The sequence below is a fragment of the Actinomadura sp. 6N118 genome (assembly GCF_044326415.1).
GTDB lineage: Bacteria > Actinomycetota > Actinomycetes > Streptosporangiales > Streptosporangiaceae > Spirillospora.
In genome coordinates, this window is record NZ_JBIRAZ010000028.1 from 1 (window position 1) to 21,065 (window position 21,065).

At 70.3% G+C, this 21,065-nt stretch carries 16 protein-coding genes and 1 pseudogene; 1 reads left to right on the forward strand and 16 read right to left on the reverse strand.

All coding sequences use genetic code 11. The annotated features are described in order from the left end of the window. Positions 1-1,030: 1,030 nt before the first annotated feature. Entirely contained in the window at positions 1,031-1,378 is a 348-nt protein-coding gene (locus ACH34W_RS46815) for a TipAS antibiotic-recognition domain-containing protein (protein ID WP_395967725.1), read from the reverse strand. Between the two features lie 309 nt (positions 1,379-1,687). On the opposite strand from ACH34W_RS46815, the gene ACH34W_RS46820 reads away from it, so the two are divergent. After that, complete coding sequence (locus ACH34W_RS46820) at positions 1,688-1,900, forward strand: hypothetical protein (protein WP_395967726.1); 213 nt, start codon at positions 1,688-1,690, stop codon at positions 1,898-1,900. Between the two features lie 325 nt (positions 1,901-2,225). Here the strand turns inward: ACH34W_RS46820 and tyrS are convergent, their stop codons facing one another. The 15 genes and pseudogenes from tyrS to ACH34W_RS46895 all read right to left on the reverse strand — a co-directional run bounded on the left by tyrS (position 2,226) and on the right by ACH34W_RS46895 (position 21,036). Beyond that, positions 2,226-3,503 (reverse strand): tyrosine--tRNA ligase, encoded by a 1,278-nt coding sequence (gene tyrS / locus ACH34W_RS46825; RefSeq protein ID WP_395967727.1) that lies wholly within the window; start codon positions 3,501-3,503, stop codon positions 2,226-2,228. Positions 3,504-3,578: 75 nt separating this feature from the next. Further along, positions 3,579-3,923 (reverse strand): hypothetical protein, encoded by a 345-nt coding sequence (locus tag ACH34W_RS46830; RefSeq protein ID WP_395967728.1) that lies wholly within the window; start codon positions 3,921-3,923, stop codon positions 3,579-3,581. Between the two features lie 70 nt (positions 3,924-3,993). Continuing rightward, the gene (locus tag ACH34W_RS46835) at positions 3,994-4,647 is read right to left on the reverse strand and encodes a DNA-3-methyladenine glycosylase (RefSeq protein WP_395967729.1); all 654 of its coding nucleotides are present in this window, start codon (positions 4,645-4,647) and stop codon (positions 3,994-3,996) included. 118 nt (positions 4,648-4,765) lie between these two features. Then, on the reverse strand, positions 4,766-6,070 hold the full coding sequence (gene iscB / locus ACH34W_RS46840; RefSeq protein ID WP_395967730.1) for an RNA-guided endonuclease IscB: 1,305 nt from the start codon (positions 6,068-6,070) through the stop codon (positions 4,766-4,768). Between the two features lie 451 nt (positions 6,071-6,521). Continuing rightward, positions 6,522-7,943: an argininosuccinate lyase gene (gene argH, locus ACH34W_RS46845; RefSeq protein ID WP_395967731.1), complete on the reverse strand. Its 1,422-nt coding sequence runs from the start codon at positions 7,941-7,943 to the stop codon at positions 6,522-6,524. 248 nt (positions 7,944-8,191) lie between these two features. Beyond that, complete coding sequence (locus ACH34W_RS46850; RefSeq protein ID WP_395967732.1) at positions 8,192-8,707, reverse strand: arginine repressor; 516 nt, start codon at positions 8,705-8,707, stop codon at positions 8,192-8,194. Next, a complete protein-coding gene (gene argF, locus ACH34W_RS46855; protein WP_395967733.1) occupies positions 8,704-9,630 on the reverse strand; it encodes an ornithine carbamoyltransferase in 927 nt (308 codons plus the stop codon). Before argF ends, ACH34W_RS46850 begins: the two co-directional genes overlap by 4 nt. A gap of 5 nt (positions 9,631-9,635) precedes the next feature. Then, on the reverse strand, positions 9,636-10,850 hold the full coding sequence (locus ACH34W_RS46860) for an acetylornithine transaminase (protein ID WP_395967734.1): 1,215 nt from the start codon (positions 10,848-10,850) through the stop codon (positions 9,636-9,638). Next, a complete protein-coding gene (argB, locus tag ACH34W_RS46865; RefSeq protein ID WP_395967850.1) occupies positions 10,847-11,782 on the reverse strand; it encodes an acetylglutamate kinase in 936 nt (311 codons plus the stop codon). The genes ACH34W_RS46860 and argB overlap by 4 nt, the downstream gene beginning before the upstream one ends. Positions 11,783-11,853: 71 nt before the next feature. After that, entirely contained in the window at positions 11,854-13,011 is a 1,158-nt protein-coding gene (gene argJ, locus ACH34W_RS46870; protein WP_395967735.1) for a bifunctional glutamate N-acetyltransferase/amino-acid acetyltransferase ArgJ, read from the reverse strand. Beyond that, positions 13,008-14,041, reverse strand: a pseudogene (argC, locus tag ACH34W_RS46875) (N-acetyl-gamma-glutamyl-phosphate reductase). The gene argJ and the pseudogene argC overlap by 4 nt, the downstream one beginning before the upstream one ends. 304 nt (positions 14,042-14,345) lie before the next feature. Continuing rightward, positions 14,346-15,743 carry an alpha-L-fucosidase gene (locus tag ACH34W_RS46880; RefSeq protein WP_395967736.1) on the reverse strand — a complete coding sequence of 466 codons (1,398 nt, stop codon included), beginning with the start codon at positions 15,741-15,743 and terminating at the stop codon, positions 14,346-14,348. Continuing rightward, on the reverse strand, positions 15,740-18,892 hold the full coding sequence (locus tag ACH34W_RS46885; protein ID WP_395967737.1) for an alpha-mannosidase: 3,153 nt from the start codon (positions 18,890-18,892) through the stop codon (positions 15,740-15,742). Before ACH34W_RS46885 ends, ACH34W_RS46880 begins: the two co-directional genes overlap by 4 nt. A gap of 13 nt (positions 18,893-18,905) precedes the next feature. After that, a complete protein-coding gene (locus ACH34W_RS46890) occupies positions 18,906-20,246 on the reverse strand; it encodes a 6-phospho-beta-glucosidase (RefSeq protein WP_395967738.1) in 1,341 nt (446 codons plus the stop codon). Positions 20,247-20,253: 7 nt separating this feature from the next. Beyond that, positions 20,254-21,036, reverse strand: coding sequence for a DeoR/GlpR family DNA-binding transcription regulator (locus tag ACH34W_RS46895; RefSeq protein ID WP_395967739.1), 783 nt, complete (start codon positions 21,034-21,036; stop codon positions 20,254-20,256). Positions 21,037-21,065 lie beyond the last annotated feature (29 nt).

Consider the following 21,065-nt stretch of genomic DNA (forward strand, 5'->3'; position numbering starts at 1 on the left):
CCTGAGCCAGGATCAAACTCTCCATCAAGGTCTAACGACCCACCAACCAAAAAGACCGGCGAGCCAAACCTCAGAGAAAAATCCCAGCAATGCGATCACAAGATCGCTTTGCCTCAAAGAAATCCCCGACCACAACCCCCAAAAGGAGGCCATGGCCACGGGGAGGCCAGACCATCAAAGACGGCCTGGCCTATAAAGGCACTGGCTTTTAACACGCTGTTGAGTTCTCAAGAAACGGACACCCACCGCACCGAACCACCGCTCCCGCGGCACCCGGCTCCGGGGCAACCCTTCAAGCTTACCCAGGTTGCCCGATTTGTCAAGCTTTCGGGCTTCTTGGGTCCTTCTCAACCGATTCGAGGGCGCAGCCGGGCTGCGACCTTGAAGTTAGAGGAGGTTCCCCCCGGGGCCGGCCACCTCTCGGCGTCCCGCTCCCCCGTGGGGCAGGTATGACATTAGGTCGATGCCCCACGGTCGTCAAATCGACGCCCGGCCGTCTTCTGGATGTCGTTTTACCTGTTCAGAGGCCCATTATCCCGCGCTCAGAGCGTTTCTCGGTACCCACCGCGACCGCATTGTGATCCAGATCTACCCAAGTTTTCCTCTGCCATGAGACGTACATGCGAGCGTGGCCCGACGGCGGTGACTTCTGCACGCCTCATAGAGCTCTTCCGGGTCGATTCCCCGCTCAACCGCACGTGGTTGTGCCAGCCCTCGTCGGCCTGACCGGCGCAGCTTCCCCTGGGCTCGCTCGTCGCTCCGTCGCCACAGGGCGCCACAGGGCGGATACAACCGGGAGCTCTGCAGCTCGCGCAGGATCATCTACGCCAGCTGGACAACGTGCTCTCCTTCGGCATGACCGACGGGCGCCGGACCTCCCGGACCCCGGTGGCCAGGCGGATCATGGTTGGGAGGACCGCGTGGCTGCTGAACCGGGCTAGCCTTGGCGATCCGCGGAGGGCCACGGCCATGTCGCGGATTCCAGGTCAACGCCGTGGGACTTGGCGTTCGCCAAGATGACCTCGCGTGGTCACGTCGTCAGACCCGGCACGATCGCGTCGTAGTACGCCACGAAGCGGGGATCATCCACGGACATCCGCGCTATGCACACCTGCGTCGAGTAGGTGCAGTCGAAGTATCTCGAGAGGAAGGCGCGGTGCCGCTCGGCCAGAGCGTTCGCTTCTGCGAAGCCCGGGGAGATCTCGGCCTTCTTGGTGGCGGCAAAGTCGGTGTTGAGAGCCTCTGTCCCAGCCGCGATCTCCTTCCAGTCCGCCGGTGTCATCCGGCTGGCCTGCTCGGCGTACTGCGCCCATTGCGCGGTGCCGCCCCAGCGGTCCTCGGCATCCTCCACCTCCACCCAGGCGGGCTTCCCACTCATCGCCGAAGGTCTCGACCTGCTCCTCCGGTGTCAGCCGCATCCCGGCGTTCGATGCAGCCAGCATCCGGTCGACCGCGCTCACCATGTGCTCCAAGCGGGCGATTCGCTCCATGAGCTGAGATCGCTGCCAGCGCAGGTGATCGCGCTCGTCAGCGTCCGGGTCGGCCAGGATCCGGCCGATCTCGGCGAGCCGAAGCTCAAGTTCCTTGTAGACGAGGAACCGGTGAAGCCGGGCGACGTCGTCGCCGGGTAGGCCCGGTACCCGGCCCAGGTGCGTCCGCTCGGGCGGATGAGGCCGATGGTGTCCCAGTGGTGCAGGGTCTCGACGTTGACCCCGATGAGCGCCGCCGCCCTGCCGACGGTGAGGCCAGCGGCCGGTTCGTGCTCGTGGGATCACTGGTCATCGGCTGCCTGCGCGCTATCCGGATCGAGTGGCTGGGCGGCGGTCATCACGATCCGCGCGTTCTCAGGGTGATGACGGGCAACTCGATGGGGTTCCATGGCTTTCCTTCGGGCGGCTAGTGCATCCCGGCACGAGGTCCTCGCAGTGGGACGCGATCTGGTCGAGCTGGCTGAGGACGCACGAGAAACTGACGCTCATCGCCCGGGCCTCCCCCGCCTGCTCCGCGGGCACGAGGAGGACCTCCTGGAAGCCCCACGCCGGAGGTGAGTCAGTCGACCCGGGACGGAGAACAGTTCGATGAATCCAAGCCCGCGGATCCAGAAGTCCTTCGAACCGAAAGGTCGCCGGTGGGAACGGTGACGAACATCGACATGCCGTAGAAGTCCCGGTAGACACGGACGGGCCGGTCCGACACGTCGGACCGGCCCGTCTTCGTTGTGTTACCTAGGAGCGGGTCACTTCGACGCCGCCCACGTTCCGCTTCCCTCGGCGCAGGACCAGGTAGCGGCCGTGCAGCAGGTCGCCTGCGATCGGCGCGGCGTCTTCGGCCTCGACCTTGGCGTTGTTGAGGTACGCGCCGCCCTGGACGATCGTGCGGCGGGCCTCTGACTTGCTCTTGCACAGCCCGGAGGCGACCAGCAGGTCCGCCACGGCCGGCAGCTCTCCCGGCAGGATCTCCGCACGGGGCACCTCGGCGAGCGCGGCACCGAGGGTGCGCTCGTCGAGCTCCTCCAGAGATCCCTGCCCGAACAGTGCCCGCGAGGCAGCGATCACGCGTTCGGTCTCATCGGCACCGTGGACGAGTGTCGTGAGCTCCTCGGCCAGCGCGCGCTGCGGCGCCCGGGCTGCGGGACGTTCGGCGCCCTCCTTCAGCAGGGCCTCGATCTCCTCGCGGGACCGGAAGCTGAAGACCTTGAGGTAGTTCTCCACATCCCGGTCGTCGGCGTTGAACCAGAACTGGTAGAACGCGTACGGCGAGGTCAGCTCGGGGTCGAGCCAGTAGGTCTCGCCGCCGGCCGTCTTGCCGAACTTCGTGCCGTCGGCCTTGGTCAGCAGCGGCGTCGTCAGCGCGTGCGCCACGCCGCCCTCGGCTCGCCGGATGAGGTCGACGCCGCCGGTGAGGTTGCCCCACTGGTCGCTGCCGCCGGTCTGCAACCGGCAGCCGTACCGCCGGTAGAGCTCAAGGAAGTCCATCGACTGCAGCAGCACGTAGCTGAACTCGGTGTAGCTCATCCCGGTGGTGTCGAGCCGGGACTTGACCGTCTCCCGGGCGAGCATCTTGTTCACCGGGAAATGCTTGCCGATGTCGCGCAGGAACTCGATCGCGGTCATCGGCCCGGTCCAGTCGAGGTTGCTGACCATCAGCGCGCCGGCTGGGCTGTCGTCGAAGCTCAAAAACTTCGACACCTGGCCGCGGATCCGCTCGACCCACCCGGCGACGGTCTCCTCGGAGTTGAGCACCCGCTCGGCGCTCTTTCCGCTCGGGTCACCGATCAGTCCGGTGGCGCCGCCGACCAGTCCGATCGGCCGGTGACCGGCCTGCTGGAACCGCCGCAGCGTCAGGATCTGGATGAGGTTGCCCAGGTGCAGCGAGGGCGCCGTCGGATCGAATCCGCAATAGAGCGTGACCGGCCCCGCGGCGAGCAGTGCCCGCAGTTCGCCCAGATCAGTGGACTGCGCGATCAGATCGCGCCACGCGAGATCATCGATGATGTCGGTCACGTTCTCCCTCGTCTCCGCCTTGCCGTCGTTCTCTCACCAGGGTGCCCGATGAGCCGCTGATCACGGTAACGGTATTCACCGGCCGCCCAAGAACTTTTGGGCCGGGACGAACAGCTCGTGTCCCGAGTCGAGCTTGATCCGCACCCCGTCCTGCTTCCACTCGGCAGCGCTGATGCGGGGCGCGCCCTCTCCGGTCGCCGCGAAGGTGACGCTGTGCCCGTACGAGAGACCCGGGTCCCTGCCGATGACCACCTCGTACGGCCGATGCCTGCGGAAGATCCAGCTGCGGACGCGCACGACGCCGGCGTGGTGGATGGAACCGTCCGAATAACGGACCGAGGCGGGTTGCCGGACCTGACTGATCACCTTGGTGTCGCGCAGCTCGCCGTCCGCCCAGGCCACCATCGCGGTGCCGATCATTCCGATGATCAGACCCGCTGCGACGCCGCCGAGGCCCCGGGGCCACCGTCGCCGGGGTCCGTGGCGCGCGTCAGGCTCGCCCATTGGTGATCACTTCGTCGGCCCCCACCGTGCGCTTCCTGGGAACGTGCGCGCGGTACGGGGAGACCGTGGGGTCACCCTCGATCCAGAACCGCCATGGCGTCTCCTTGGCGCCGTTCACCCCTGTGCGCGGGCCCGTGCTGATCAGCTCGGCCGGGACCGGGTCCCCTGCCAACGTCCGCAGGGGGCTGTCCGGGGAGCAGACGTCCAGCCCGTACTGCTCCCGGCCGATCGCCAGGGCCTGGCACAGCCGCGCGGGGCCGCGTGCCAGGTCACGCACGGTCGAACGCGGGCGCCGGGACGCGGCGAGTTCCACGCCCGAGATCACCTCACCGGCCCGCAGCAGCACGGCGGAGGCCGTCCCCGGCTCGGCACAGACGAGGTTCACGCAGAAGTGCATGCCGTACGTGAAGTAGACGTACGAGTAGCCCGGCGGGCCGAACATCACCGCATTTCGCTCCGTACGGCCGCGGTAGGCGTGCGAGGCGGGGTCGAGCGGCCCCGCGTAAGCCTCGACCTCCGTGAGCCGCAGCTGGACCTCGCCGTCCTCGTTCCGGTGGGCGAGCACCTGCCCGAGCAGGGCGGGCGCCACCTCCTCGACGGGACGGTCGAAGAACTCCCTCGGCAGCAGCTCCGTGGTCATCGGTCTTCTCCGTGGATACTCCGGCCTTCAGGCCGGGGAGGAAACGGAGCTTCTGCGGGGCAGGTCAGGGGACGGCGGCCCGTCCTCTGGGCGGATGCTGGTGTGGCGTGGTGGCCGATCACGGTTCGGAGGTCCGTTCGGGTTGGGTGGTGTAGGCGTAGCCGTCTGCTCGTTGCAGGAGCCGGACGTGCCGGCGGCCGATGCTTGCTACGCGGCCGTGTCGGGTGTGGATGTCGAAGTAGCCGCTGTCGCGGACGGCGACGCGTCCGGTGTGGGTTCCGGCCTTCTTACCGGTTGGGACGACCGCGCGGACCAGGTCGCCGGTCTGGTAGCCGAAGAAGGTCTTGGTGCGGGGCATCCTCAGGCGCGGGAACCCGTACTTGTCGGTGCGGGTCCGGCAGTGGGTGCCGCGTCCGGTGCAGCCCGCGACCAGGACCTGGCTCACCGTTTCGGTGATGGCGTCGAGTTTCCCGACGGCGAGCGCATCCAGGGTGTGGGTCTTGGGCAGTCCGTTGCGGGTGCGGTTCCACTTGGTGCGGCCCCCGGATGCGGTGTGGGTGGGCAGGCGGGCGTCCAGGGCCCGCCACAGTGCCCACCGGGTCGCGTTGACGGCCGCCGCGTCCCGCAGCGGCGCCTTGGCCTGCGACAGCACCCGGGCCAGCACCTTCGGCCTGGCGGCCAGGAACTCGGTGACCGGCCGGTTGGACTTGGTCTGGTTGCAGGGGATGCACGCGAGCGTCAGGTTCGACACCCGGTCCGACCCGCCCTTGGATGTGGGGTGGATGTGGTCGATGTTCAAGGGGGTGTCGGTGGCGCCGCAGTAGACGCAGGTCCGTCCCCACTTGGCTAGGAGGTAGCCGCGGACCTCGTAGCCGTGCAAGGTGCCCTGCTGGTATTCCACGCCTTCCAGCGGCTTCCCGGCGCTGAGGAGGTGGGTGTCGAACGCGACGCGCTCCACATGCACCGCCCGTACGGGTGCCCAGCGCGACAGCCGGTCCACCCACGACACCGTGGTGTCCACCCGGTGCCGCAACGACGGCGCCAGCCACCCATGCGGCCGCTTGCGGTTCAGGAATCTCGGCGCGCGGTACCGCAGGTTCTTCGACCGCCGACGCCGCCGGTAGGCGGCGCGCTGCTCAATCTTCTTGCCGATGGTGGCGCCCCGATGGTCGAGCTGGATGCTGTAGCGGCCGCGCCGCTCCCCGCCTTGGGCGGTGAACAACGCGATCCCGGTGTGCTTGGACCCAGGGTCGACGCCGACCTCGACGCCGTCCACTTGCGACTCGGCGGCCGTGCGGTCCTTCAAACCGATGACGAACGGGGTATGTCGGACGACGACCGCCCGGCCCTTACGCAGCAGCTCCCGCGCTCTGGCGGGATGGCAGGGCTGCAACGGGATGCCGCGCGAGTCCAGCACGAACACCGACGGATGACGGACAGATGGGTGCCGCTCACGCGGCATCTCCCCAACCTGGCGGTCAGGGGTCCCAGCGGGCGTAGGTGAACACCCGGCGCTGGTTTCCTCTCGCCCATGTCCCGCACCGGATGCCCCACCCTGACGGGCAGAGCGCCGGCGCCCCGTTTCGTGCCTGCTCCCGGGCATGTCTGCTGACGCCGATTCCAGAGCCCGCCGCTGAGGAGGCACGGCGGGGTGGGTCTGCTGTCCTGAACGGAACGTAGCCAACTAGATCACCTCCTACATACGTGTTGGCTCGGGCTGGTAACAACGGGCCTCAACCACTTGGGCTGAAGGCCCCCGCCTTCAAGCGGGGGAACTCGTTACGATGGCCGATCGATGTCCCCTATCGTCGAGCATCACGGTGAGGCCAATAATCCCCGCCACGCTCATGCCGGTCCTGCGGTGGCAGGGCGGGTCAGGGGGTGTCGGCTCGGGCGGCCCAGGAGGCGTGGTCGTTGACCAGGGTCCGCAGGGTGTCGGCCTGCTCGCGTACGCGGTCGGGGGCCGTGCCTCCGAAGGCCTTACGGGAGGCCAGTGCGCCGGGGACGTTGAGGATCTCGCGGACGTCCGGGGTCAGGTGCGGGGACACCTTCGCCAGTTCGTCGTCGGTGAGCTCGTCCATGTCCTTGTCGTTGACCTGGCACCACACCACGAGATGGCCCACCACTTCATGCGCGTCGCGGAAGGCCACGCCGCGCCGGACCAGCAGCTCGGCGAGGTCGGTGGCGAGCGCGAAGCCCTGCGGGGCCAGTGCTTCCAGGCGTTCGGTGTTGACCCGCATCGTCGCGATCAGGCCGGACATCGCGGGCAGGACGAGCAGGAGCGTCTCGACGGCGTCGAAGGCGCCCTCCTTGTCCTCCTGGAGGTCCCGGTTGTAGGTGAGCGGGAGGCCCTTGAGCGTGGTGAGCAGGCCGACCAGGTGCCCGATGAGTCGCCCGGCCTTGCCGCGCGCGAGCTCGGCCACGTCGGGGTTCTTTTTCTGCGGCATGATCGACGAGCCGGTGGCGTACGTGTCGTCCATCTCGATCCACCGGAACTCCTGCGAGGCCCAAAGGCAGATCTCCTCGCCGAGCCGCGACAGGTGCACACCGATCAGCGCGGCGGCGAAGAGGAACTCGGCGACGAAGTCACGGTCGCTGACCGCGTCCATCGAGTTGGCGGCGGCGGAGTCGAAGCCCAGCTCCGCGGCGGTGGCCTGCGGGTCGAGCGGCAGCGACGAGCCCGCCAGGGCGCCCGAGCCCAGCGGCGAGACGGCGGCGCGCTTGTCCCAGTCGCGCAGGCGCTCGACGTCGCGGGTGAGCGGCTGCACGTGCGCCAGCAGCTGGTGGGAGAACAGCACGGGCTGCGCGTGCTGCAGGTGGGTCATGCCGGGGGCGGCGACGCCGAGGTTGTGGTCGGCCTGGGCGATGAGGGCCGTCTCCAGCTCGACCACCCGCGAGACGATCTGGCGGGCGGCGTCGCGCAGGTAGAGGCGCAGGTCGGTGGCGACCTGGTCGTTGCGGCTGCGGCCGGCGCGGAGCTTGCCGCCCAGCGCGCCGAGGCGTTCCAGCAGGCCGCGTTCGAGTGCGGTGTGCACGTCCTCGTCGGCGACGGTGGGCCGGAACTCGCCGGACTTGCAGGCCTCTTCGAGGTCGTCCAGAGCACCGATCATGCGCTCCAGCTCGTCGCCCGTGAGCAGCCCCGCCCGGTTGAGCACGCGGGCGTGCGCGCGCGAGCCCATCAGGTCGTACGGAGCGAGCCGCCAGTCGAACTGGACGCTCACCGAGAGCCGCGCGAGCGCGTCCGACGGGCCGCCTTCGAACCGGCCGCCCCACAGTCGCGTCGGTGCCTTGGTCACGGAAATCCTCTACTTCCCACCACTGATGAATCGGTTCTACCGCGTACCGGCCATGATCGCCTGCGACTCCCGGAGAGAGCCGCGGGCGACCGGACGGCAGGCGGTCTGTCAGGCCTGCTCGGCCGCGATCTCGCATGTGTCGTACGTAGCCAGATCGTAGCTGTACGACGATGCCTCATGGACGAGGGCTGGAAGCTGATGCCTCACGCATGAGGGCTGGGAGCTGGGGCCGGGCCCGCGCTGGGGCCCTAGCTTCGTCGCTCGCGGTTGTTGGTCAGGCGGAGGAGGGCCTGGGCGAGTTCCTCCCCGCCGTCCGGAGCACGGGAGATCACCAGGATCGAGTCGTCGCCCGCGACGGTTCCGAGGATCGTCGGCCATTCGGCGTGGTCGATGGCGGACGCGAGGTACTGGGCGGCCCCCGGCGGCGTGCGCACGATGACCAAGTTGGCCGAGGCCTCGGCGGCGACCAGCAGTTCGGCCGCCAGCCGGGTGAGCCGGCCGGCGAACGTCTCGGTGGCGCCGGTTCGGGTCAGGCGGATCCGTTCGCCGCCCTCGCCGGGCACCGCGTAGATCAGGCTGCCGTCGTCGGCGCGGAGCTTGACGGCACCGATGTCGACCAGGTCGCGCGACAATGTGGCCTGGGTGACCTCCAAGCCCTCGTCGGCGAGCAGCTTGGCGAGTTCGCCCTGCGAGTGCACGGGATGGCGGGTCAGCAGCTCGATCACCTTCGCGTGGCGGGCCGCCTTGGTCATCGGTGTGGTCATGTCAGCGCGCCTCCCGACCTCAGCAGCCAGGTCAGCAACGCCTTCTGCGCGTGGAGCCGGTTCTCGGCCTCGTCCCAGACCACGCTGTGCGGACCGTCCAGGACGGAGGCGGCGATCTCTTTGCCGCGGTAGGCAGGCAGGCAGTGGAGCACGGCGACGTCGGCGGCGGCCAGCGCGACGAGTTCCTCGTTCACCGCGTACGGCTCGTACAGCTCGGTGCCCTTGCCCTCCTGGCCCATCGACACCCATGTGTCGGTGGCCAGGACGTCCGCTCCGGCGGCCGCCTGCTTGGCGTCGGCGGTCACGGTCACCGAGCCGCCGGTGGCCGCAGCGATCTCCGTGGCCTTCGCCGTGATCGCCGGGTCCGGCGGAAGGGACTCCGGCGCGGCGATCCGGACGTGCATCCCGGCTGTGGCGCAGCCCAGAAGGTAGGAATGCGCCATGTTGTTGGCGCCGTCTCCGAAGTAGGCGAGCGTGACCCCAGCCAGGGAGCCTTTGACCTCCTGGACCGTCTGCAGGTCGGCCAGGATCTGGCAGGGGTGGAACTCGTCGGTGAGCGCGTTGACCACCGGCACCGTGGTGCCCGCAGCCATCTCCTCGATGCGGTCCTGCCCGCCGGTCCGCCACACGATGGCGCTGACCTGCCGCTCCAGCACCCGGGCGGTGTCGGCGATCGTCTCGCCGCGGCCGAGCTGGCTGGTGCCGGCGTCCAGCACCAGCGCGTTGCCGCCCAGCTCGGCGATGCCGACGGCGAACGAGATGCGGGTACGGGTGGAGGGCTTGTCGAAGAGCACCGCCACCGACCGCGGTCCCGCGAGCGGTTGGTGGGCGAACCGATCCCGCTTCATGGCGGCGGCCAGTGCGAGCACCTCGGCCTGCTCGGCGGGGGTGAGGTCGTCGTCCCGCAGGAAATGCCGGACCATGGCTGTCAGTTCTCCTTCAGGGCGTCTGCGTTGGCGTCGGAGGCCGCGTCAAGTATCGCCGGGAAGGCGTCCACGAACGACTGTGCCTGCTCGCGGGTGAGAATGAGGGGCGGAGCGATCCTGATCGCGTCCGGCTGCACCGCGTTGACCAGGAATCCGGCCTCCCGCGCGGCGGCCTCGACCGCCGGCCCGGCACCCGGGGCCAGCACCGCGGCCAGCCAGAGGCCCCGGCCGCGGACCCCGGCCAGCAGCGGATGGTCGATGGCGGCGAGCCCGTCCTTGAGCAGCGTCCCGACGGCCGTGACGTGGTCGAGCAGGTTCTCCTTCTCGATCGTCCACAGCACGGTCAGCGCGGCGGCGGAGGCCACCGGGTTGCCGCCGAACGTGGTGCCGTGGTCGCCCTTGGCGAAGAGCTCGCCGTACGGGCCGAAGCCGATGCACGCGCCGATGGGCAGCCCGCCGCCCATGCCCTTGGCCAGGGTGAGGATGTCGGGCCGGACTCCCTCGTGCTGGTGGGCGAACCAGGCTCCGGTCCGGCCGATGGCGGACTGGATCTCGTCCGCGACGAAGAGCGCTCCGGTCGCGTCGCAGACCTCGCGCACGGCGGCGAAGTAGCCGTCCGGGGGCGGCACGACCCCTGCCTCGCCCTGCGTCGGCTCCAGGAACACCGCCGCGCACTCGTCGGTGACCGCCGCTCGCAGCGCCTCGGCGTCGCCGTACGGGACGAACCGCACGTCGATCGCGAACGGGCCGAACGGCTCGCGGATCGACCGCTTGCCGGTGAGCGACAGAGCGCCCATCGAACGGCCGTGGAAGCCGTTCTCGGCGGCCACGAAGTACGTCCGGCCGTTGGACTTGCCGTACTTGATGGCGAGCTTGAGCGCGCACTCGTTGGCCTCGGTGCCGCTGTTGGCGAGGAAGACCCTCCCCTCGCCGCCGAGCAGCTCGCGCAGCTTCTCGGCGAGCAGCACCTCCTGCTCGTTGATGAACAGGTTGGAGGTGTGGGCCAGCGACATCACCTGGTTGCTGACGGCCTCGCCAAGCCCCTCGTGGGCGTGCCCGAGTGAGCTGACCGCGATCCCGGCGATCAGGTCGAGGTATTCCTTGCCGTCGGCGTCCCAGACGACGCAGCCCTGCCCGACGGTCAGCACCAGCGGCGGGACGCCGTAGTTGGGCATGAACGCGGCCTCGTACCGCTTCCGCAGGTCCTCGGCGCTCACGCCGTCACCCCTCCATCGACCGGTTCATCTGGTTCCTTGACTGGGCCACCCGGGCTGGGCAGGACCATGGTGCCGATTCCCTCGTCAGTGAAGATCTCTAGCAGCAGCGAGTGCAGGACCCGCCCGTCCAGGACGTGCGCCTGCGGCACCCCGCCGCGTACCGCGTGCAGGCAGGCCTCCATCTTCGGCACCATGCCCGCGGACAGCCCGGGGAGCAGCACCGCCAGCTCGTCGGTGGAGATCTCGTCGATGACGTCGTCGCTGGCGGGCCAGTCGGCGTACAGCCCCTCGACATCGGTCAGCACGACCAGCTTGGTGGCGTCCAGCGCGACGGCCAGGGCGGCCGCGGCGGTGTCGGCGTTCACGTTGTAGATCTCGCCGTCGTCACCGCGGGCGATGCTGGAGACCACCGGGATCCGGCCGTCGTCGAGCATCGCACGCACCGCGCCGACCTGGATCTCGACGATCTCGCCGACCTGCCCGATGTCGACCGGCTCGCCGTCCACCACGGCGAACTTGCGCTCGGCGGTGAAGAGGTTGGCGTCCTCTCCGGACATGCCGACGGCGAACGCGCCGTGCCGGTTGATCAGCCCGACCACGTCCCGCTGGACCTGGCCGACGAGGACCATCCGGACGACCTCCATCGCCTCGGGTGTGGTGACCCGCAGCCCGGCGGTGAAGTGCGACTCGATGCCGTTCCGGTCGAGCGCCGCGTTGATCTGCGGGCCGCCGCCGTGCACGATGACCGGTTTCAGGCCCGCGTACCGCAGGAACACCACGTCCTCGGCGAACGAGTGGCGCAGTTCCTCGTCGGTCATCGCATGACCGCCGTACTTGATCACGACGGTGGTGCCGTGGAACCGCTCCAGCCACGGCAGGGCCTTGATGAGGGTCTCGGCCTTCGACATGACGCCGGCCCGGTTCTTGCGCATCCTCGCGCCGGAGATGGCGCTCAGCTCGCTCGCCTGCCCGTTCGCCTGACTGCTCGTCTGCTCGGTGGACGTCATGTCGAGTACGCCGAGTTCTCGTGGACGTAGTCCGCCGTGAGGTCGGTCGTCCAGACGGTCGCGCTGTTGGGGCCCGCCGACAGGTCGACGGTGATCGTGACATCGCGCGGGCGCAGGTCCACCTTGTCGCGGTCGTCGCCGAACGAGCCGTTCCGGCAGACCCACACGCCGTTGATCGCGACATTGACCTCGTCGGGGTCGAAGACCGCCTCGGTGGTCCCGACCGCGGACAACACCCGGCCCCAGTTGGGGTCCTCGCCGTGGATGGCGCACTTGAGCAGGTTGTTGCGGGCGATGGAACGGCCGACCATGACCGCGTCGAAGTCGCTGGTGGCACCGACGACTTCGATCGTGATGGCCTTGGACGCGCCCTCGGCGTCCACCAGAAGCTGCCGGGTCAGGTCGGCACACACGTCAGTGAGCAGCTCGGTGAACTCTACCTCGTCAGGCGTCACCCCGGCGGCGCCGGACGCCATCAGCAGGACCGTGTCGTTGGTCGACATGCAGCCGTCGGAGTCGAGCCGGTCCAGCGTCACCGCGGTGGCCGAGCGCAGGGCGCGGTCCAGCGCGACCGCGTCCAGGTCGGCGTCGGTGGTGACGACCGCGAGCATCGTGGCGAGTGAAGGGGCGAGCATGCCCGCGCCCTTGGCCATCGCACCGATCATGTAGCCGCCCGCGCCCTGCCGGAACGCGATCTTGGCGACGCTGTCGGTGGTACGGATGGCGTCGGCGGCGGCGAGCCCGCCGTCGGTGCGCGACAACCCCGCAGCCGCGACCGAGATGCCCGGCAGCAGCTTGTCCATCGGGAGCCGTTCGCCGATCAGGCCGGTCGAGCAGACCATGATCTCCCCGGCCGAGTCCTGGATGGCCTCGGCGACCGTCTCGGCGGTGGCGTGCGTGTCCTGGAACCCTGCGGGCCCTGTGCAGGCGTTGGCGCCGCCGGAGTTGAGCACCACCGCGCGCACGCGCCCACCCTTGATCACCTGCTCCGACCACAACACCGGCGCGGCCTTCACGCGGTTGCGGGTGAAGACCGCCGCAGCCGCACGGGACGGCCCGTCGTTGACGACGAGGGCGAGGTCGCGGGCTCCGCTGTCCTTGAGTCCGGCGACGACGCCTGCGGCGCGGAAGCCCTGGGGGGCGGTGACGCTCAAGGTGCCACTCCGATCGTGGTGAGTCCGAGTTCTTCGGGGAGGCCGAGGGCCAGGTTGGCGCTCTGCACGGCGCCGCCGGCCGTGCCCTTGGTGAGGTTGTCGATGGCGGCGACCACGACGACGCGCCCGGCGCGTTCGTCGAGGGCGACCTGGACGAGCGCGCTGTTGGCGCCCAAAGTCATGGAGGTGGCGGGCCACTGCCCCTCAGGCAGCAGGCCCACGAAGGGCTCGCCGTCATAGGCGTCCTGGTAGGCCTCGCGGAGCGCCGCGGCAGTGACGCCCGGCTTCGCCTTGGCGGTGCAGGTGGCCAGGATGCCGCGGCTCATCGGCGCCAGCGTTGGGGTGAACGACACGGTGACCGGCTCACCCGCGACGGCGCTGAGGTTCTGGATCATCTCCGGGGTGTGCCGGTGGCCGCCGCCCACGCCGTACGCGGCGACCGACCCCATGACCTCGCTGCCCAGCAGGTTCGGCTTGAGGGCGCGGCCCGCGCCGGAGGTGCCGGAGGCCGCGACCACCACCACGTCCGGTTCGGCGAGCCCGGCGCCGAAGGCGGGGAACATCGCCACGCTGGCGTGACCGAGGTCGGGTAGCAGCCGGGCACCGCGATGCGCCGGGTGGTGCGCAGGACGTCGCGCTGCCCGGGAAGCTCCGGCAGGCCGTACGGCCAGGTGCCGGCGTGCGGCGAGCCGTAGAAGTGCTCCCAGTCGGCCGGGTCGGCCAGCCGGAAGTCGGCGCCGCAGTCGACGACCAGCACCTCCGCACCCAGCCCCTCGGCGATCGGACCGGACTGCCCGTGGGGCAGCGCCAGGAAGACCACGTCGTGACCGGCCAGCGTCTCGGGGGTGGTCTCGGCCAGCACCCGGCCGCGCAGTGATCGCAGGTGGGGCTGGTGCGCCCCCAGCTCGGTGCCGGCGTTGGAGCCCGCCGTGAGCGCACCGATCTCGAACCCTGGATGGCCGGCGAGGATGCGCAGCACCTCACCGCCCGCGTAGCCGCTGGCGCCGGCGACCGCCGCCCTGATTCCCATGCTCATCCTTCCGGAGGGTAAGCAAGATTATGCATGAGTGTGGATGAATATCCAAAGCGGATTTCCTCGCCTCTCACGATCTGAGACGCGCGGTGCTGCTGGGCGGGACGGCTGGCCGGTGCGGGCGCGCGCGAACGTTGTCCACGACGCTGAGCACGTCGAGGCGCTGCGGCAGGTGGCGGACGCCCTCCACCCGATCTTGACAGTCGTTCCCTCAGGGACGGACGCGCCGGCCAGCGCCCGGAGGAACGTGGTCTTGCTCGAGCCGTTCGGCCCGGTCAGCGCGATCCGTGCCGCGCATTGATCACAACACGAAAAGCGGCCGCTCCGCCGGGTCCGCGGTGAAGGCGAAGCGGACGACCGCGGGCAGTGGCGTGCCCAGATCGGCGGAGGTGACGACGACGCCGTTCGGCACGGCGCGGGCCTCGACCGGACGGCCGCCCAGGCGGACCGCTGTGGCGGGGTTCAGCAGCCCGGGCCGTGTCTTCAGCAGAGCCTCCCCCGAGGCTCTGCCGGAGAAACGGGCCGGGACGTCCGCCAGGAACGCGTAGGCGTGACGGTCGTCGCGGGTCCAGCGGATCCACGGGCTGTCGTCGCTCGGTACGGCGGCGTCGAGCGGCCTCGTCGCGTACACGGCGGAGGCGTGGTCGACCATCCAGGACGCGATGCCCTCCAGGACCCCGCGCTGCTCGCCGGGCAGCGTGCCGTCGGCTTTGGGGCCGACGTTGAGCAGCAGGTTCCCGCCGCGTGAGACGACGTCCGCCAGCAGGCGGACTGCGGCCGCCGTGTCAAGCAGGTGTTCTGGGCCCTCATTGCGGTTGTAGCCGAAGGAGAGGCCGATACCGCGGCAGTGCTCCCAGCGGGAGGCCGTCTCGTTCTCGCGGCTCGCCTGGTATTCGCTGGTCAGGAAGTCGGCGTGGGCACCGTCCCAGCGATCGTTCACCACGCCGTCCGGGACGGTGGCGTAATAGTCGGCGAACAGGTCGGGCAGGTCGGCCATGCCTGCGGCCGGCCAGCCGATGTCGTTCCACAGCACGTCCGGCTCGTACCGGACGATCAGATCGCGGATCTGGCGCAGCGCGTACGCGGCGTAGGCGGCCTCGTGGGGGCGGCAGTCGTCGATCAGTTCCTCGTGGCGGATGACGTCCCTGCGGCCGGCATGCCAGTCGAGCCCACCGGAGTAGTACGTGCCGAAACGCAGACCGCGGGCCCTGGTGGCGGTGGCGAGATCGGCGATCAGGTCACGGTGCGGGCCGCGCCGGACCGTGTTGCGGACGCGGGTGCCGGGAGCGTCCCACAGGGCGATGCCGTCGTGATGCTTGCTGGTCGCGACGACGTAGCGGGCGCCGGTGCGGGCGAACAGGTCGATCCAGTCGGCCGGGTCGAAGGATTCGGCCTTCCACGCGTCGAGGAAGTCGTCGTAGGGGCGGCCCCCGTGGACCGCGCGCTGGTGCTCGTGGGCGGGGCTTCCCTCTATGCGGCTGGTGTTCCAATACCACTCGGCGTACGGGTTGTGGGCGAACTGCTCATCCGGGTCCATGGCCCCCAGTTCGCCCGTGGGCTCCGCCCAGGCCGGCACAGAGTACGCACCCCAGTGGACGAAGATGCCGAACTTGGCGTCGGTGAACCATGCGGGCACCGGCCGGCCCGTCACAGCGGGCGGCATCGCCATCCGGCCTTCGGGCAGAGACTCCTGCGTCACCTGGTCCTCCGCAGCCGCAGTGTCGTGATCTGGAACGGGCGGAGCGACACCGGGATGCTCCCGTCGGCCTCCACCGCGATCGGCTCGCCGGGCGACGGCCGCTCGAGAAGGTCGGTGACCGTCGCCTCGGCCACCGGGAACGAGGCCCGCAGGCGGGTGTCCGCCCGGCCGCCGAGCGACTCGTACAGGCGCACGATCACATCACCGGACCGGTCGTCGGCGAGTTTGACCGCCTCGATCGACGCGGCGTTCCCCTCGATGCTCACCAGCGGGGCCGGCGGCGCCTCGGAACCGCCGCCGGTGACCCGCAGCGGAAGGTTCAGGGCGTAGCCGCCGGCGACGGCGTCGGCCGTCGCCGCGCCCGGGAGCAGCGTGTACGTCATCCGGTGACGCCCTTGATCGGCCTCGGGATCGGGGCTGCGGGGCGCGCGGACGAGGCTGAGCCGCATGGTCGTGGTCGTGCCGCCGTCGGGGCGCGTGGTGCGGGTGACGTCATGGCCGTAGGTCGAGTCGTTGAGCAGCGCCACCCCGTAGCCCGGTTCGGCGACATGGGCCCAGCGGTGGCAGGGGACCTCGAACCGGGCCATCTCCCAGCTGGTGTTGGTGTGCGTCGGCCGGAACACGTGCCCGAACTGGATCTCGGCGGCCGACCGGTCCGCGTGCACGTCGAGCGGGAAGGCCGCCTTGAGGATCTTCTCGCGCTCGTGCCAGTCGATCTCGGTCTCGATCCGCACCCCCGGGCTGCCCGTGGTGACCGTGATGGTCTGCACGATCCTGGACGCGCCGAACGAGCGTTCCACGCGGACGGAGCCGACGAGCGGACCGTGCTCGGTGGCGGTGACCGAGTCGGCGCCGGTGAGGTCGGTGTGCCGCCGCCGGTAGTGACGGTCGATGTCCCAGGCGTCCCAGTGGTTAGGGAAGTCGGTGTGCAGCTGCAGGAGGTTGCCATGGGTTCCCGGAGCGAGCACCTCCCGGGCGGCCACCAGGTCGCGGACCGAGGTCAGCAGCCCGGCCTCGTCGACCTCGATCCGCACCAGGCCGTTGTCGAGCGTCCAGCCGGACCCCGCGCCGGTCACCGTCACCGCCGCCGGCACCGCCGCCAGGGCGGCGCTGCCGTCCAGTCTTGCCGCGCCCGAGCCGGGGACCTCGGTGAAGACGGCGGCGGACCCGTCGCTCAGCCGCTGGCCGTTCAGCCCGGCGTCCGGTTGGGCCACCAGATCGACGGGCAGCTCCGCCGGGACCCGGATCACCTCGGCGCGACCCCGCGGGCTCGTGTTGAACACCCAGCCGGTACGCCCGGCGCCGGACACGGCGGCCGTCGCGGTGCGGATGATCTCTTCCAGGTCGTCCCGGACGCGGGCGTACACGGCCTCCGCCTCACGGTGCACCCACGCGATCGAACTGCCGGGCAGGATGTCGTGGAACTGGTGGAGCAGCACGGTCTTCCAGAGCCGGTCGAGCTCCTCGTAGGGATAGTCGAGCCCGGCGGCGACCGCGGCGGTCGCCGACCAGAGCTCGGCCTCCCGCAGGAGATGTTCGCTGCGCCGGTTGCCCGCCTTGGTCCGGGCCTGGCTCGTGTAGGTGGCCCGGTGAAGCTCCAGGTAGAGCTCGCCGGACCAGACGGCGGCGTCCGGATATTCGGCGCGGGCGTCCGCGAAGAAGCCGTTCGGGTCCTCGATCACGACCTTCGGCGATCCTTCGAGGTCCCTCAGCCGCCTGGCCTTCTCGAGCATCTCCCGGGTGGGGCCGCCGCCGCCGTCGCCGTGCCCGAAAGGCAGCAGCGACCGGGTCCCCCCTCCCTTGTCGGCGTAGTTCGCCACGGCGTGCGCCAGCTCACCGCCCTCGAACGTGCCGTTGTAGGTGTCGGCGGGCGGGAAGTGCGTGAAGATCCGGGTGCCGTCTATGCCCTCCCACCAGAACGTGTGGTGCGGGAACTTGTTGGTCTGGTTCCAGGAGATCTTCTGGGTGAGGAACCAATCGTTGCCGGCCAGCACGGCGAGCTGCGGATAGGCGGCGGTGTAGCCGAACGAGTCGGGCAGCCAGACCCCGCGGGTCTCCACCCCGAACTCGTCGAGGAAGAACCGCTTGCCGTGCACGAGCTGGCGGGCGATCGCCTCGCCGCCGGGCAGGTTCCCGTCGGCCTCCACCCACATCCCGCCGACCGGCACCCACTGCCCCACCTTGATCGCCTCACGCATGCGCTGGAAGATCTCGGGGTAGCGGTCCTTGACCCATGCGTACTGCTGGGCCTGGGAGCAGGAGAACACGAACTCGGGGTAGTCCTTGGCCAGGGCGGTGACGTTGGCGAAGGTCCGGGCGGTCTTGCGCTGGGTCTCGCGGATGGGCCACAGCCAGGCGCTGTCGATGTGCGCGTGGCCGGTCGCGGAGATGGTATGGGCGCTGGCTTGCGCGGGCCGGGCCAGGACGCCGGCGAGGTTGGCGCGCGCCCGGGCGGCGGTGCCGGCCACGTCGTGGATGTCGAGGTCGTCCAGCATGCGTTCGAGGGCCCGCAGGATCTCGTGCCGGCGCGGGTCCGTGGCCGGCAGGGCACGCATGAGCTCCGACAGCACCTCGGTGTCGAGCCGCAAATGCCAGACGTCCTGGTCGAGGACGGCCACGTCGGCGGCGCCGAACCGGTAGAGGGGCTCGTCACCCGCCGTCGCCTTGTCGCCCAGGCGGGTGGGAACGAAGCCGTTCGCCAGGATGTCGGGATTGGCGGCCATCTCGACCAGCAGGCCGACCCGCTCACCGCCCGCGGCCGCGTCGGCGAGCGGGACGTACTGGTTCATCGGCTCGATGCCCTTGATCGGCCGGCCCTGGAGGTCGTGGACGAGCGCCTCGGCCTGGTTGCCCGGCCAGTCTCCGACGAACCCCAGGTCGAACACGGCCTCCACACGGCGGCCCGCCCAGCCGGCGGGCACCGTCGCGGTCGCCCGCAGCCAGCTGGTCGACCAGGCGCGGCCCCAGCGGGTCCCCGGCTCGAACGGCGCGTACTCGGCGGCGAGCGCCTCGCCGACCGGCACCGGTTCGTCCGGCACGTTCCAGATCTCGAGGTCCATCGGGATCCGCTCCGCGTACGTCGCGGGGACGATCCGTTCCCGCAGGGCGCGGTCCAGCCTGTCCTCGACCTGCTTGCGGTCGTCATGCATCGGTGCCTCGCCTTCAGCGCAGGTAGCCCAGCTGGGGGAACTCGCTCTCGTACCGTTCCAGAAGCCGCCGCGCGACCGTGACGGAATCGACCAGCGGATGGATCGCCATCGCGCGCAGCGCGGCCTGCCGGGATCCGGTGGTCGCCGCCTCCAGCACCGCGCGCTCCACGGCCTTCACCGAGGCGACCAGGCCGAGCGCATGGTCCGGCAGGGGGTCCCCGGCCACCGGCCGTGCCCCGCCCGCGTCGACCACGCAGGGCACCTCGACGACCGCGTCGGAGTCGAGCCCGGCGAGGGTGTCCCGGTTGCGGACGTTGAGGATCAGGGTGGCGCGCTCGTCCTGCGCTATCGCGCGCATCAGCGCGAGCGCGACCTTCTCGTATCCCCCGGAGTCGAGATCCTCGGACGCGCGTTCCCCGACGCCGGCCGCCTCCCGGTTCTCGGCCATGTAGGTGACCTCGCGCCTCAGCCGGGTCGCCTCCCACGCCTGGAGCGCGGATCCGGGGCTTGAGGCGGTGCGCGCGTAGAAGTCGCGCTGCTGGTCCAGGACGACGGCGCCCCGGCTCTGCCGGGCCGCCCGCGCCGCCGCGACCGCGTCCCGGTCGAAGTAGTAGTAATGCAGGTACTCGTTGGGGACGGCGCCGATCGTGCGCAGCCACTCGCCGCCGAAGAGGCGGCCCTCCTCGAAGGAGGCCAGCGCCGCGTCGTCGCGCAGGAGGCCGGGAAGCACGTCCCGGCCGTCGACGCGGACGGCCCGCAGCCAGCCCAGGTGATTGAGGCCCGCGTAGTCGAACCAGGCGCTCGCCGGGTCGACCCCGAGGGCGGCGGCGACGCGGCGGCCGAGTCCGACCGGGGAGTCGCAGATGCCGATCACGCGGTCGCCGAGGTACTGGGACATCGCCTCGGTCACCAGGCCGGCGGGGTTGGTGAAGTTGATGACCCACGCGCCCGGCGCGCGGGCGGCGACCCGCCTGGCGATGTCGATCGCGACGGGGACCGTGCGCAGCCCGTAGGCGATGCCGCCCGCGCCCACGGTCTCCTGGCCGAGCACCCCTTCGCCCAGGGCCAGCCGCTCGTCGGCCTCCCGGCCCGCCAGCCCGCCGACCCGGATCGCCGAGAACACGAAGTCGGTGTCGGTGAGCGCCTCGTCGAGGTCGGTCGTGACCGAGATCCGCGGGGCGTGCGGGAACCCCGCGGCCTGCTCGGCGAGCACCCGGCCGATCACGCCCATCCGCGCCGCGTCGAGATCATGGAGGACGACATGCGTGACGTGGCCCTTCGCCCGGTCGGCGAGGAGCGCCCGGTAGACCAGCGGCACGCGGAATCCGCCGCCGCCGAGGATGGTCAGCCTCATACTTCGATCACCTCGCGCCCGTTTCGATGATCTCGGTTCCCGTTTCGATGATCTCGGTGCCCGCCTCGCGCAGCGCGGCGGCCGTGGCCGCGTCGACGGGCGCGTTCGTCACCACGACGTCCAGATCCTCGGGCCCGCAGACCTTGGCCATGCCGACGCCCGGGAACTTCCCGGCGTCGGCCACCAGGATCACCTGGTCGCTGACCGAGAGCATCGCCCGTTTCACCGGCACTTCGATCACGGTGGTGTCCATCACGTGGCCGCTCGGCCGTACCCCGCTGGTCCCCAGGATCAGCCGGTCGGCGTGGATCTGCCGGATGTTGTCCTCGGTCGTGAACCCCACCAGCGACCGGTAGGGCCGCCAGAGCATTCCGCCGAGCACCATCAGCCGGATGTCGGGCTCGTCCTGGAGCTCCTCCACGACCGCGAGGCTGCTGGTGATGACGGTGAGGGACCGGCCGCGCAGCCGCCGGGCGACGCGGTGCGCGGTCGTGCCGATATCGATCAAGACCGTTTCCCCATCCTTGATCAATTCTGCGCAGCGCGCGGCGATCGCGTCCTTCTCGGCGGCATGGACCGCCGCCACGTCAATGAACGGATCATCCCGGTCCTCGGTCGGCACCGCGCCGCCGTGGACCCGCCGCAGCAGGCCGTCCTCGTCGAGTTGTGCGAGGTCGCGCCGGATGGTGGCGCCGCTGGTCGCCAGCCGGTCGGCCAGCGTCTCGACGGTCGTCGGGCCATCGGTGTGCAGGATGCGCAGTATCAGCTCATGGCGTTGGTCCCGAAGCATGGGAGCACGGTAGCGCGTTCGCTCAAGAA

Bases quoted from the DNA above. Each gene is read 5' to 3' on its own strand.
- ACH34W_RS46815 (WP_395967725.1), bottom strand. From the start codon at position 1,378: ATGAGTGGGAAGCCCGCCTGGGTGGAGGTGGAGGATGCCGAGGACCGC.
- ACH34W_RS46830 (WP_395967728.1), bottom strand. From the start codon at position 3,923: ATGATCGGCACCGCGATGGTGGCCTGGGCGGACGGCGAGCTGCGCGAC.
- ACH34W_RS46835 (WP_395967729.1), bottom strand. From the start codon at position 4,647: ATGACCACGGAGCTGCTGCCGAGGGAGTTCTTCGACCGTCCCGTCGAG.
- ACH34W_RS46850 (WP_395967732.1), bottom strand. From the start codon at position 8,707: ATGACCACACCGATGACCAAGGCGGCCCGCCACGCGAAGGTGATCGAG.
- argF (WP_395967733.1), bottom strand. From the start codon at position 9,630: ATGGTCCGGCATTTCCTGCGGGACGACGACCTCACCCCCGCCGAGCAG.
- argB (WP_395967850.1), bottom strand. From the start codon at position 11,782: ATGCGCAAGAACCGGGCCGGCGTCATGTCGAAGGCCGAGACCCTCATC.
- ACH34W_RS46885 (WP_395967737.1), bottom strand. From the start codon at position 18,892: ATGCATGACGACCGCAAGCAGGTCGAGGACAGGCTGGACCGCGCCCTG.
- ACH34W_RS46890 (WP_395967738.1), bottom strand. From the start codon at position 20,246: ATGAGGCTGACCATCCTCGGCGGCGGCGGATTCCGCGTGCCGCTGGTC.
- ACH34W_RS46895 (WP_395967739.1), bottom strand. From the start codon at position 21,036: ATGCTTCGGGACCAACGCCATGAGCTGATACTGCGCATCCTGCACACC.